Source organism: Natrinema sp. SYSU A 869, from assembly GCF_019879105.1.
Lineage (GTDB): Archaea > Halobacteriota > Halobacteria > Halobacteriales > Natrialbaceae > Natrinema.
The window spans coordinates 356964-369825 of the sequence record NZ_CP082249.1 but is presented as its reverse complement, the minus strand read 5'-3'; the positions used below and the strand labels follow the sequence as shown (position 1 = coordinate 369825).

At 64.1% G+C, this 12862-nt stretch carries 15 protein-coding genes; 9 read left to right on the top strand and 6 right to left on the bottom strand.

Features of this window, described 5'->3' with window-relative positions; translation table 11 throughout:
• Window positions 1–80 precede the first annotated feature (80 nt).
• The 4 genes from K6I40_RS09935 (at window position 81) to K6I40_RS09920 (ending at window position 2949) form a co-directional block, all read left to right on the top strand.
• Window positions 81–425 (top strand): glutaredoxin domain-containing protein, encoded by a 345-nt coding sequence (locus tag K6I40_RS09935; RefSeq protein ID WP_222918867.1) that lies wholly within the window; start codon window positions 81–83, stop codon window positions 423–425.
• Between the two features lie 119 nt (window positions 426–544).
• The gene (locus tag K6I40_RS09930; protein ID WP_222918866.1) at window positions 545–1129 is read left to right on the top strand and encodes a hypothetical protein; all 585 of its coding nucleotides are present in this window, start codon (window positions 545–547) and stop codon (window positions 1127–1129) included.
• A 135-nt stretch (window positions 1130–1264) separates the two neighbouring features.
• Window positions 1265–2536: a PQQ-dependent sugar dehydrogenase gene (locus K6I40_RS09925; RefSeq protein WP_222918865.1), complete on the top strand. Its 1272-nt coding sequence runs from the start codon at window positions 1265–1267 to the stop codon at window positions 2534–2536.
• A gap of 92 nt (window positions 2537–2628) precedes the next feature.
• Entirely contained in the window at window positions 2629–2949 is a 321-nt protein-coding gene (locus K6I40_RS09920) for a zinc ribbon domain-containing protein (protein ID WP_222918864.1), read from the top strand.
• Window positions 2950–2991: 42 nt separating this feature from the next.
• Here K6I40_RS09920 and K6I40_RS09915 read toward each other — a convergent pair whose 3' ends face one another.
• A complete protein-coding gene (locus K6I40_RS09915; protein ID WP_222918863.1) occupies window positions 2992–3732 on the bottom strand; it encodes an SDR family oxidoreductase in 741 nt (246 codons plus the stop codon).
• 389 nt (window positions 3733–4121) lie between these two features.
• On the opposite strand from K6I40_RS09915, the gene K6I40_RS09910 reads away from it, so the two are divergent.
• On the top strand, window positions 4122–5093 hold the full coding sequence (locus K6I40_RS09910; RefSeq protein ID WP_222920331.1) for a phosphoadenosine phosphosulfate reductase family protein: 972 nt from the start codon (window positions 4122–4124) through the stop codon (window positions 5091–5093).
• A gap of 161 nt (window positions 5094–5254) precedes the next feature.
• Here the strand turns inward: K6I40_RS09910 and K6I40_RS09905 are convergent, their stop codons facing one another.
• The 3 genes from K6I40_RS09905 to K6I40_RS09895 all read right to left on the bottom strand — a co-directional run bounded on the left by K6I40_RS09905 (window position 5255) and on the right by K6I40_RS09895 (window position 7311).
• Window positions 5255–5449, bottom strand: coding sequence for a hypothetical protein (locus K6I40_RS09905; protein WP_222920330.1), 195 nt, complete (start codon window positions 5447–5449; stop codon window positions 5255–5257).
• Window positions 5450–5539: 90 nt separating this feature from the next.
• Window positions 5540–6310, bottom strand: a complete 771-nt coding sequence (locus K6I40_RS09900) for a hypothetical protein (RefSeq protein ID WP_222918862.1) — start codon at window positions 6308–6310, stop codon at window positions 5540–5542.
• A gap of 158 nt (window positions 6311–6468) precedes the next feature.
• Complete coding sequence (locus K6I40_RS09895) at window positions 6469–7311, bottom strand: aldo/keto reductase (protein WP_222918861.1); 843 nt, start codon at window positions 7309–7311, stop codon at window positions 6469–6471.
• Window positions 7312–7511: 200 nt separating this feature from the next.
• On the opposite strand from K6I40_RS09895, the gene K6I40_RS09890 reads away from it, so the two are divergent.
• From K6I40_RS09890 to K6I40_RS09875, 4 genes are read left to right on the top strand one after another with little or no spacing between them, the layout of a single operon-like run.
• Entirely contained in the window at window positions 7512–8474 is a 963-nt protein-coding gene (locus K6I40_RS09890) for a DUF4129 domain-containing protein (protein ID WP_222918860.1), read from the top strand.
• A 10-nt stretch (window positions 8475–8484) separates the two neighbouring features.
• Window positions 8485–9033, top strand: a complete 549-nt coding sequence (locus K6I40_RS09885) for a hypothetical protein (protein WP_222918859.1) — start codon at window positions 8485–8487, stop codon at window positions 9031–9033.
• Window positions 9030–10547, top strand: a complete 1518-nt coding sequence (locus K6I40_RS09880; protein WP_222918858.1) for a DUF58 domain-containing protein — start codon at window positions 9030–9032, stop codon at window positions 10545–10547. Before K6I40_RS09885 ends, K6I40_RS09880 begins: the two co-directional genes overlap by 4 nt.
• Entirely contained in the window at window positions 10535–11059 is a 525-nt protein-coding gene (locus K6I40_RS09875) for a hypothetical protein (RefSeq protein ID WP_222918857.1), read from the top strand. The genes K6I40_RS09880 and K6I40_RS09875 overlap by 13 nt, the downstream gene beginning before the upstream one ends.
• Window positions 11060–11116: 57 nt before the next feature.
• Here K6I40_RS09875 and K6I40_RS09870 read toward each other — a convergent pair whose 3' ends face one another.
• On the bottom strand, window positions 11117–12067 hold the full coding sequence (locus tag K6I40_RS09870; RefSeq protein ID WP_222918856.1) for a MoxR family ATPase: 951 nt from the start codon (window positions 12065–12067) through the stop codon (window positions 11117–11119).
• A gap of 221 nt (window positions 12068–12288) precedes the next feature.
• On the bottom strand, window positions 12289–12708 hold the full coding sequence (locus tag K6I40_RS09865; RefSeq protein WP_222918855.1) for a hemerythrin domain-containing protein: 420 nt from the start codon (window positions 12706–12708) through the stop codon (window positions 12289–12291).
• Window positions 12709–12862 lie beyond the last annotated feature (154 nt).

Sequence of the window (12862 nt, the reverse complement as noted above, 5' to 3'; positions counted from 1 at the left end):
TGCGGTCTGTCGTGAACGCAGCCGGGTTCGTAAGTGTAGATGACGCAAGGCATATCCCCACCACCGCCGTACCATGGGATATGGAGTTCCCACCGAACCAGGGTCTCGATCAGGAGGAAGTCAACGAGCAGGTCACCGAAACCCTCGAAGAGAACGAGGTCGTCCTCTTCATGAAGGGGACCGAGCTCATGCCCCAGTGTGGCTACTCCCGCAAAGCGCTCGGCCTAATTGACCAGTACCGCGACGACTACGAGACCGTCGACGTCCTCGAATCGATTGACGAGTTCCGCGCGGCGCTCAACGAGGAGAGTGGCTGGGAGACCATTCCACAGACGTTCGTCGACGGTGAGTTCGTCGGCGGCTCCGACATTCTCGAAGAACTCGAGGAGCGCGGCGAACTCGAAGCGACGCTCGCCGACGAATAACTGTCGCGACCGCGAGCTTAATTTACCTATCCTGATATTTCACGGATTTAATAGCAGGTCATATAAGTCACGCGCTCGTACTAACAGATCACGACTATCGCCGTACACACCTTCCCACAATGTCAACAGAGGAATCCAGACACGTTTATCGGCTGCATTCGACGCTTGAACTGCCCCTCGAAGACCTTCGCGACCACATCGACGACGCGACCTTTCCCGAGGGAATCACTGACGTCGAGATCACACGGCGAAACAACACGCTGATCCTCAAAGCCGTCGCCGAGGATCAGTCCGTTAGCAAGTATACCCCGACGGCACAGCTCAAGGCCAGCGTTACCGAGAACCGGGTCTACGAGGAGGACCCGGATGAGCGACGCCAGAAGTCCTTTAGTTGGGACGAAGAAGAGGAGGAGGAGATCGAGTCCGAACTCGTCGAGTTCGCTGCGTTCAAGGGCGACCGCGAGACCGTTCTCCAGAACTCGCTGTTGCAGTACCAGATGTTCCTCGTCCTCTGTGGAATCGCGGAAGCCGCCGAGAAAGGAACCCTGACGGCGATCTCGGATCGCGGCGGAGACCTCGAGGCGACCCGGATCGTCGACGGCGAACCCCGGCCGGCCGACATCGAAGTCGTCGAAGGCCCGCGCGACCACGGCTCGGGTCAGGGCGGTGTCAACTGGCGGGACAACAAGTTCATCACTGACTGAACGCCCCGAGAACGAACGGTCGACCGAGAGACGCTTCGACGAGGAGCGGCCGCTCTTCTGAGCCGCTATCGATTTGAGACAGTCTCCACCAGGCCGAATGGGGTATTTCCTTCTCGCAGCCGTACGAGTAGTGCCGTGAAATCTCCCACCAGTCGACGACGGTTCCTGACGGTTGCAGCCGTCGGCGCGACGGCGGGATTCGCCGGGTCCGCATCGCGCTCGGCCGCCACTCGCTCCCAGTCGTCCGCTGCTATCGACCGCCTTCCGGAGACGGTAGGTCTCGAGACAGTGATCGACGGACTCGAGTCGCCACTGGCCGTCGAATTCGCGGCCGCGGGCGATCGACGGTACGTTGCGGAGCGAGACGGTCGTATTTACGTACACGAGGCTGACGGTCTCCGCGACGATCTGTTTCTCGACTTACGCGAGACGGTCGTGACCGATGGCGAACGGGGACTACTGGGCCTGACGTTGCATCCCGACTTCGCCGAGAATCGCCGGCTGTTCGTCCACTACAGCGCTCCGCGCCGATCGGGAACGCCGGCGGACTTCGACCACACGGGCGTTATCGCGACGTTCGAGGCGAGCGACGACGGCGAGCGGGCGAAACGGGACTCCGAACGCGTCGTTCTCGAGATTCCGCAACCGACGAACTACCACAACGGCGGTGACATGGCGTTCGGACCGGACGGCTATTTTCACGTCGGCATCGGTGCCGGCGGAGGCGGTGGCGGTGGCGGACAGGACGTGACTCGGGATTTCTTGGGGAGTGTCCTGCGTCTCGACGTCGACGAGCGAACGGCCGAGCGGGGGTACGCCGTCCCGGACACTAATCCACTGGTCGGTCGAACGGGACTCGACGAGTACTACGCGTGGGGCTTTCGGAACCCCTGGCGGTTGTCGTTCGACGACGGCGACCTGTTCGTCGCGGACGTCGGTGAGAACGACTACGAGGAAGTTAACCTCGTGGAGAAGGGCGGGAACTACGGCTGGAACATCAAGGAGGGAACGCACTGCTATACCGAAACCGATTGTCCCGACGAGACGCCCGAGCGGGTCCGAGGTGGGGAACCGCTCCGCGATCCGATCATCGAGTATCCGCGCGAGGCCGCTGAAACGGGTGTGAGCGGCGTTTCAGTCATCGGTGGCTACGTGTACGGGGGTACTGCACTGCCGGCGCTGAACGACGCCTATGTCTTCGGCGATTTCCTGGCAGCGGGACGGTTGTTCGCCGCCACCCGCCCCAAGGACGAGAACGGACTGTGGCCGACCACCGTCCTCGAGATCGACGACGGGGTACGACTCGAGCGCATCCTCTCGTTCGGTCGCGACGACGACGGAGAGGTGTACGTACTCGGAACGAGCGGCGACGGTGGTGGCCTCTACCGCGTGGTCCCCGCTGCGTGACTACCGCGCCGTCTTCCCGAGGGACGATTCGCGCAGGTCTACGCCGACCACCCGGCGATAGACGTTTGTAATCTCGATAGCGAACGTCGACTATGGACCAGCCGGGACCGTACGCGCTCCTCGGCCGCCTCGCCGTGGCGGCCTTCGTGATGATCGCCCCGACGCTTTGCTTTCTGGGACTGGTGCGGGGACTCGAGCGGTTACGCGACGACGATATCATCAACGAGTGGGCCCAGCGGCGAGGCGGAGAGGGCCCGCACGACGATATCGACCACGACGTCCTCGCCGTGCTGGCGGACGAGATGGGCGTCGAGGCCGCCGACTCGTCGACGGTTCGGTGCCCTGCATGCGGAGCGCCGAACCGGCCGGGTATGGCGTACTGTCGCGGCTGTCAGAATCGGCTGTCGTCGTGAGATCGGTTCGTCGCTCGGTCGCCTAATGGCCCCGTTCTGTCGTCACTCGAGCCGGTCTTCCCACTCCGCGGCGGTCATCGACTCGCCGGTGACGCCGTCGGGTCCCTGCGCCGCGAGCAGCGCGGCGGCGTCGTCCATCACGTCGGGTTGTAGGATCTCCTCGCGTTCGTCGTCGGGGAGGTGCGCCCAGATCTGTGTGTTGACCCGACCGCCGGGGTCGATCGCATTGACGTTAATGCCCTCGTCTTCGACCTCGAGCGCGATCGCCTGGGTGAACCCCTCGAGACCCCACTTCGACGTGACGTACGGCGCGGCGTTGGAGACCGCATAGCTGCCGAGCCCCGAGGAGACGTTGAGGACGTTGCCCGACACCCCGTCGGCCTCCAGCATCGCCTCGAGAACCCGCTTCGTGAACAGGTAGACACCTTTGACGTTGATCTCCATGACGCGGTCCCACTCGTCCTCGTCCGTGTTGACGAGCGCGCCGCGGTCGTCGCCGAAGTGTCGCCCCGGGACTCCGGCGTTGTTGATCAGCGCGTCGACGGTCCCGAAGCGATCGATCGCCGACCGAACAACGTCGTCGACGGCGTCGGCGTCGCGAACGTCCGCCGGGGCGACCAGCGCCTCGCCGTCGGCTTCGTCCGCGACGGCCGCGAGATCGTCCTCGCTTCGGGCCACGAGGACAACGTTCGCACCGAGTTCCGAGAGGTGCAGCGCCATCGAACGGCCCAATCCTTTGCTCGCACCGGTCACGATGATGGTCTTGTCGCGTAGATTCGTCATGCAACCCACAGTTTCGGAGCCATCGAGTAATACGTTCGCCAGCCGTGCCGGCCGAACTGATCGAGCGAGGCATCAGTGACCGATCGATCGCGTCCGCCGCTTCGATCACTACTGACCGGTCGGGTCTATCACCGGTCGGGTCCATCGAACGTCCTACTCGAGTGCGGACAGCTGCCGTGAGCGCGAATACTTGCCGGCATCTCCGACACCCTGCCCTACCATCACGTGGGACTCGAGGTCCCGCTGAACGGCGGGGATGACGAATGGTCCGATCCCACGTTGATGCGGTGCTGGCGACCGAACCACACGGTTGTGTCGAGTCCGGAATGCCGACAGGCCTTTCCGCCGACCCAAAGGATTTACACCTCCTAATTATATCTAATTACGAGATGGCCGAGAACTTCCCCGACTACGTAGACGTCGATTATTCCGACGGCGAAGGCGAAGACCCTGAAGACTATCCGCACATTCAGGACAAGATCGAGAAGGCGATCGAGGTCACCCGCGAGGGCTTAGAAGAGTACGAAAATCCGGCGGTCATGTGGACCGGCGGCAAGGACTCGACGCTCACCCTCTACTTCATCAAGGAGGTCGCCGACCGCTTCGATCTCGAGGTTCCCCCGGCGGTCTTCATCGACCACTACCAGCACTTCGACGAGATCCACGACTTCGTCGACCACTGGGCCGACGAGTGGGACCTTGAGGTAATCTACGCGCGCAACGAGGACGTCGGCGAGTACGTCGACGAACACGGCCTCGAGCCCGGTGACGACATCGATATCTCGGAGCTCTCCGAGCACAACCAACACCACGTCGAGAACATTCTCGAGTACGAGGAGGACACGTTCCCGTTCCTGCTCGATACCTACGTCGGCAACCACCTGCTCAAGACGGTGGCGTTGAACGACACACTCGAGGAGTACGACATCGACGGCGTCATCTCCGGCGTCCGCTGGGACGAGCAGGAGGCCCGTGCCGACGAGACGTTCTTCTCGCCGCGTCACGACCCCGACATCTACCCGCCCCACGACCGCATCCAGCCCATCCTGCAGTTCGACGAGGCCGCCGTCTGGGAGACGTTCTGGAACTTCGCGGTTCCGGACACGGTCGAGAACTTTCCCGAGGAGGGCTACGTCCCCGAAGCCGACGACGACCTCCCCGAAGGCGTCGAGCAGGACGATATCCCGATTTCGCCGAAGTACTTCGCCGGCTTCCGCTCGCTCGGCAGCGAGGTCAGTACGGAGAAGGCAAACGAGGACCCGGCTTGGCTGCAGGATCTCGAGGGGACCACCGAGCGTGCGGGCCGCGCCCAGGACAAAGAGGACCTGATGGAGCGCCTGCGCGACCTCGGCTACATGTAGGCCGACTGCCGTCGATCGCTGCCTAGTAGGCGAACTATCGATTTTCTCGATTCCACCCGATCGAAAATGAGCAGTGCCGGCTCAGTTGTAGCAGCCGGTGTTACAATACGCTGTCAGCTCTGTCGGGTTCCGATAACTACTGAAGACCGTTCAGTCCGTCCCTATCGGCCCGCTGCGCGATACTCACCGTATTTGATGCCGAGTCCGAGCATGATCAGGCCGAACGCGATCATCGACGGTGCGACCATCATCAATACGGTGTCCATCGCCATCATCGGCGCGGCGATCAGGCCGACGACGCCGATCGCGATGACGGCGATGAATGCGGCGGCGGTCGTTGGAAGGTCGAACTCCATGTACAGTGCTTGGAAATCAGACACCTAATGGTATCGGGAATCGGCAGCCCGTTCACGACTGATGAACGGAAAAGAAAACGCGACTACGAACTACTGTGACGGGCGAACCAGATTCGCCAGTGCAACGACGCTCCCGAGGAACCAACCCACCGGGAACGAGAGACCAACCCACATCCCCGCGTAGGCGGCTCCCTCGAGGGTGAAGGCTCCGCGGAAGTAGTCGTTCAGACCGCCGACGAACAACACGTTGTCGAGTACCCAGACGGCGAGGTCGTAGCTGGGATCGAGGACGTAGGGATGCAGCGACGGCGTCACGAGTGCGGCGACGACGGGCGGCAAGAACAGCGCCGTCATCGCGAACGGGTACGCGAGGACGACCGTCGTGGCGCGGCCGCCGGCCTTCGAGGTCGTCGCGGCGAGCGCGGTCGAAACCGTTGCGACGCCACTCGCCGCTGCGACTGCGAGGACCGAATTGAGGGGGATGTCGACTTGTTCCATATACGACATCGCTCCCCAGGCGACTGTCAGCAGCCCCCAGCCGAGCAGTGCGATACCTGTGACGCCGACGATGCCGAGTCGGGTCCGTGTCGAATCGAGTTTCGCCGCGTAGTAGCGGGTTGCGAGACCGAGGACGGTAAGCGGATAGAGAACGAGCAAGCCGACGGTTCCGAGCGCGCTCCAGCCGTGATAGCTGATCTTCTGCGGGAGCGTCTCGGGTTCCCACTTGCCCATAACGGAGTGGCCGCGGCCACGTTGCCGGGGGAAGACGAGTTCCATCCAGGCACCGTGTAACCGCCGAATGTCGGCACTCACCGCGCCGACAAACCCACCACCGCCACCGCTTCGCGAGCGGGTAGACATACGCGAGCCAAAAAGCCGATGTACCGTAAAGTTTCCTGCTTTTTCTTCCCCAGCGATAGGTCCGCTGGCCTCGGCCACCTGCGTCTCGCGCGACGAAAACGAGTCCTAGGTCGGGTTCGAGCGACGCCGCAGTTCGGTTCGAGAACCGACGCCGTCGATCAGTTCCAGGGCGCGAAGCCAGGATCGATCTCCCGACTTGTCTCGTCGATCGCGTCGATCCGGTTGATATCCTCCTGGTCGAGATCGACCGTTAGCGACTCCCAGTTGTCACCGATGTGATCCTCGCCGGTCGCTTTCGGGATCGCAGTGACGCCCTTCTCGCGCGCCCAGGCGAGGCTAACCTGTGCTTCGCTGACGTCGTGTTTCTCCGCGACTTCCTGAATCTCAGGCTGGTCGAAGACCTGTCCGCGCGCCAGCGGTGAGTAGCCGACGACCTCGATATCGTAGTTCTCACAGACCTCTCGGATCTCCTCCTGTGGCAGTAGCGGATGCAATTCGACCTGGTTCGCGAAGATCGGCGCGTCACAGACGTCGACAGCAACCTCGAGGTCTTCGGGCCGGAAGTTGCTGACGCCGACGTTCTCGATTAGGCCCTCCTCGTACAGTTCAGACAGGGCCGAGAGTGTCTCCTCGGGGTCGTACTCGCCTGACGGCCAGTGGACGTACAGCAGGTCGACGTAGTCAACGCCGAGCCGGTCGAGACTGTCCCGAGCCGTCTCGAGGACGTCGTCGTGGGAGAGATTAGAGTACCAGATCTTGGTCGCGAGGAAGACGTCCTCGCGATCGACGTCGGCTTGTGCGATCCCCTCACCGACGGCAGCCTCGTTGTCGTAGGCTTGGGCGGTATCGATGTGTCGATAGCCCGTCTCGAGAGCCGTTCGGACGCTCTCGGCACATTGTTCGGCGTCGTCGTTCTGCCAGGTTCCGAGTCCGAGCATCGGCATGCCGTTTGCAGTTGGACACGTTCCGGGCGCAACAGTTTCAGCGTCTTCCGTTCCCATGTTCAGGGCAAGGGACAGAACGCGAAAAGGAGTTGCGTTTGCAGTAGCGCATTCCGGAACAACGGCGAGCGGACCGATGCGAGGGGCCGCAGAGACACCGATACGCTCGCACTGGGGAGTCGGCGGCTGCGAATGCGACTCGAATTCACACCGCTTCGAATGAGAGTAAAACATTTCAGGTATTACAAGAAAGAAAGAGCGTGGACAGAGATACGGGTCGTGTCGTCCTGCTCGCCCTCCTGTGCTGTCTCGCCGTCGTGCTCGTCGCGGCGACGTTACCGTCGATGGTCGAGAACGGTGGGAACGGCGGCGGTTTCGGCAGTGCCGACGGCGGCAGCAATGGCGACGAACCGGGCGACTCCTCCGAGGTCGATTCCGGCCCTGAGATGGACACCACCTTCAACTTCTCGGGACTGTGCGTCGAGTTTCTCGATTCAGGAGTAGGATTCTTCGGGCTCGTTTTGGGGGCAGTCGGAATCGCCGCGCTGGCGACGCGGTCATACGATACCAGGCTGACGATTATGCTCTCGGTCGCGTTGCTCCCGTTGGTCGTGCTCGTCTTCGTCGTCCTCACCAGCGGCTGCGGGACACAGACTCTCGAGTCCCCGGCTCCCGCGGCCGATTTGCCGCCCCCGGCGGAGAACGGATCCGGTGGTCCGTCCGGCGGCGACGACGGTACCGTTACCGGGCTGACTCTCCCCTCGCTGCTCGTGCTGACCGTCCTGCTGGTGACGATCGTCGGGGCGTTCGCGGCACTGTTTTACACCGGCAGCGACGGCGAGGAGCGGGAATCGGCGCAATCGGCCGCGGAATCGGACGACGCCATTCAACGTAGCGCTCTCGGCCGCGCGGCCGGGCAGGCCGCCGACCGGATCGAGTCGGGCGACGACTTCGAGAACGACATCTACCGGGCGTGGCGCGAGATGACGGAGCCACTCGAGGTCGACCGACCCGCCTCGAGTACGCCCGGTGAATTCGCGGCCGCGGCGCGGGACGCGGGGCTGGATCCGTCCCACGTCGACGAGTTGCGAACGATGTTCGAGGACGTCCGCTACGGCGATCGTCCCGTCACGGACGACCACGAACGTCGCGCCGTCGAGATACTGCGGCGGATCGAAGCGGTCTACGGTGACGATGACCGCGAGAACGGAGACACACGATGAACGAATGCCTATGAACAAGTACGCGATAGTCGGTGCCGGACTGGTCCTGATCGGCCTGGTGTTCGTGGTAGTCCCGGAACTGACCGGTCCCCTCAGCCTCGGGGAGTGGATCGTATCCGTGATCGGCGTGATCGCGTTCTTGCAGGGGCTTCGAACGGTACAGGCGCGCCGGCACACCGACGTCACGCAGACCGAACTCCCGACGCCGGAACGGCCACGGGAGCTTCCGACTCCCGGACAGGAGATCGACGCGACGATCGAATCGGGACGCGTGAGATACGGACAGGATGGTAGGCAACTCCGCGAACGACTCGAGCAGGCGGCCATCGACACGCTGGTGCTCGAGGAGGGGCTGACCGAGGACGAGGCCCGAACGGCGCTCGAAAACGGGACCTGGACGGACGACCCGTTAGCGGCGGCGCAGTTCACGAACGTCGTCCCCGACTGGGCACCGTGGCACGTCCGGCTTCGAGCGACGATGCGTCGCGACCGCCCCCGCCGTGCCAGACGTGCTGCAGCCGAAATCGCGCGAATCGCGGAGGTGAGCGACGACGCATGACGGGCGGCGATGCCGAGCGATCGACTGACGCTCGAGGCGAGCGGGCCGACGGCGGCGAGTCCGTCGGTATCGATACCAGGACTCGCTCCGAAACCGGTACCGACGACAGTACCGGCCGTCGTCCAAACGCCGATGCTGGACCGAATACCGACGTTAATTCCGGATCTGACACCGACGCCAACGCCGACACTGAATCTGACACCGACACCGATACCGCGGACGCTGCGGAATCGGTCGTCGTCAACTCGAGCACGCAGGAGACGAACCGTTGGACCGGCATCGCTGCCGTCGCCTCGCTGTTCGGTGCCGCCGGCGTCATCATCACGTCGCCGGCGCTGTTGTTGGCATCGGTCGTCGGCATCGCGTACGCGGCCTACGCCCGGGTCGGTCGGCCGCCGGAACCGACGCTCTCGATCAGCCGCGAACTCGAGGACGGCGACCCCACGTCGGGCGATCCCGTTCGCGTGACGGTGCGCGTCCGCAACGACGGGGGCGGGATCCTCCCGGACCTCCGTCTCGTCGACGGCGTACCGGCGGAACTCGTCGTCATTGATGGCACCCCGAGACACGGGACTGCACTCCGGCCGGGCGAGACGGAAACGTTCACCTACACGGTGACCGCTCGCCAGGGCGCCCACGCGTTCGAACCGATGGTCGTCGTCGCGCGAGGATTCACCGGTGCCGCCGAGCGAATCCAGCGGATACGCGTCGATACCGAACTCCGCTGTTCGCCCGCCGAGACGGAGACCAACCTCCCGTTGCGGTCGCTGACGCTGCCGCTGACGGGTCGCATCGAGACGGACGTCGGTGGCGAAGGCCTCGAGTTCTACGCGACCAGGGAGTATCGCCGCGGCGACCCGCTCTCGCGGATCGACTGGAACCGTCGGGCTCGCGGCGAAGATCTGACGACAATAACGTTTCGCGAGGAGCGGTCGGCAACGGTGATGCTCGCCGTCGATACGCGGACGGACGCGTACCGTCGGCCCGACGAGACGAGCCGCCACGCGGTCGGTCGCAGCATCGAGGCGGCGATCGCCGTGCTCGACGCGCTCGATGCGGGCGGAAACAACGTCGGGCTCACCAGTTTCGGACCGCATCAGCAGTGGCTGTCGCCGGGATCGGGCCCCGACCATCGGGCGAAGGCCCGCCGATTGTTCGCGACCGATCCGGCGTTCGCGCTGTCTCCGCCGGAATCGTCGCCATCGATGCTGTACGTCCAGCGCCAGCGGTTCCGATCGCGGATGCCGTCCGATTCGCAGGTGGTCCTGTTCACGCCGCTGTGCGACGACGACATCGTTCGTATCGCGCAGTTGCTCGAGGCCGACGGACACCTCGTGACGGTCATCAGCCCCGATCCGACGGGGCGGAAGACGCCCGGCGAACGACTCGCGGCGGTCGAACGAACGGTCCGCATCTCGACGCTCAGAGAGGCAGGCATCAGGGTCGTCGACTGGTCGACGGACGAATCGCTGGCGGCGACGCTCGAGAACAGTCGACGGCGGTGGTCGGCGTGACCGCCGACATCGACGCGGTCGACCCCGACCACCGGCCCGCGGTCCTGACCGGTGGGCTCTCGATCGTCGCGTTGCTCCTCGGGGTGGTCTCGAGTGCCCTCTACTCTCCGTTCGTGCTCGCTGGCGGCACCGCCGCGCTGCTGGCCGTCGGTGCCGGACTCTGGACGGGATCTCGCCGAGCCGTCACGATCGGCTGTGGCGTCGCGCTCGCAGGGCTACTCGCAGGCGGAATTCAAGGAATCCCACCGATATCGATGCTCGCGAGCGTCACCGCGACCGTACTGGCCTGGGACGCCGGCCATCACGCGATCGGGATCGGCGACCAGCTCGGACGGGAGGCGGCGACGGCGAGGGCAGAACTCCCACACGTCGGTGGAACGGTCCTCGTCGGGCTGGTCGCCGCCGTCGGGAGCTACGTTGTCTTCATTGCCGGTCCCAGCGGGCAGCCGGTTGCGGCCGTGATCGCCATGCTGTTCGGGGCGTTGCTCCTGCTGGCGGCGTTACAGCGATAATCGCTTCCACGGCAAACTGATCGATGCCGGTCACTCGATCCGTTGGTCGCGCGCTCGCTACTCGAGCGTCGGCACGGGGACGGAATCGAGCACCTTGTCGACGATCGCCGTCTTTGAAGCCCCGTCGACCGAGGCGTCGGGAGTGAGAACGAGTCGGTGGGCCAACACCGGACCGGCCACGCGTTTGACGTCGTCGGGCGTCACGTAGTCGCGGCCGTCGATGACGGCACGGGCCCGCGTCGCTTCGAGCAGGCGCTGGGTGCCCCGCGGCGAGACCCCGACATCGACCTGGTTGCGGGTTCGCGTCCCGCGGACGATCGCAGCGATATAGGACACGAGGTCATCGTCGACTCGGACCGACTCGGGGACCTCCCGGAGCGTTCGAACGCGGTCGCCGTCTAGCACCGAGTCGATACTCGGACTTCGTTCGGTGCGGCCGAGTCGTCGCTGCAACAGTTCTCGCTCGCCGTCCGCGTCGGGATAGCCAATCGACTGTTTCACTAAGAAGCGGTCGACCTGAGCCTCCGGCAGCGGGAAAGTGCCAGCCTGCTCGACGGGGTTCTGCGTCGCGATTACGAAAAACGGCTGCGGCAACTGATGCGTGTCGCCATCGACGGTGACCTGACCTTCCGCCATCGCCTCAAGCAGGGCGGCTTGGGTCTTCGGCGGCGCACGGTTGATCTCGTCAGCCAGCACCACGTTCGCGAAGATCGGTCCGGGGGTGAAGTCGAAGGTACCGTCTGACTCGTCGAATACGTGAGACCCGGTCACGTCGGCTGGTAGCAGGTCCGGTGTGAACTGAATTCGGGAGAACGACAACCCCAGCGCCGACGCCAGACTGTTTGCGGTCAGGGTCTTTCCGGTTCCGGGAACATCCTCTAAGAGCACGTGGCCCCGTGCGAGGACGCCGAGCAGAACGGTTTCGAGGAACTCCCGATCCGCGATGACGGTCGCGCCGACGGCATCCAAAACGGCATCACACTCCGCGCGGGCGTCGGTAACATCCATATGTCACCCGTAGGTATTGTTACATATAAACGATCGTGATCGATCGGGACCGCACTGCGATCGGCCGGCCCGACTCGCGCTTCCGGACGGCGGACCTGAACCGACCGATGCCACCTCTTTCCTACCGCTCGACGCAGGAAACACGAGCAGCGGCTGAACGCGGTCGGCTCGCCGCCGAAAAGACGGATGCGCAACCGGAACCGATCGGTCCTGCCGGTCGACTACTCCGCGACGACGGCTTCGAGGCGCAGGAGCGCCTCGGGGAACATGACGTTGCTCTCCTTGTGGATATGCAGATGCATGTCCTCCTCGAGGAGCCGCAGTCGGTCGAGCATGTTGTGATAGCTGGGACACGCATCCTCGGGGATCGCGTAGTCGTCGGTCAGCGAACGGAGTCGCTCGAGGTGGGCGGCGGCCACGTCGTGTTCGTCCTCAAGGTGAGCGATCGGCTCGCGGATCCGCGCCTCCTCGTCGGGCGTCAGCGACGGCTCGTCGTCGAGCCGTTCGAGTTCGGGGAGGACGTTCTCCTCCTCGTCCTCGATGTGGTGGGTGACCTCGTCGGCGAGGTCGAGAAACGTCGATTCGACCTCGTGGAGTTCCGGATGGGCGTCGCCGTGGACGCGGACCACCTTTCGGGACATACCAGTAGCACTCGACCGAGGTGTGGTTTAGATTGTCGTGGTTCTCACGGCCCGCTGCCGCTTCTCCGAGACGAGGCGGCTGACGAGTGAGTCCGTCGCTCGGGAGAAGTGGGGATACCGCGGAAAGTATTGGGTACTGTGACAGATCGGTCAC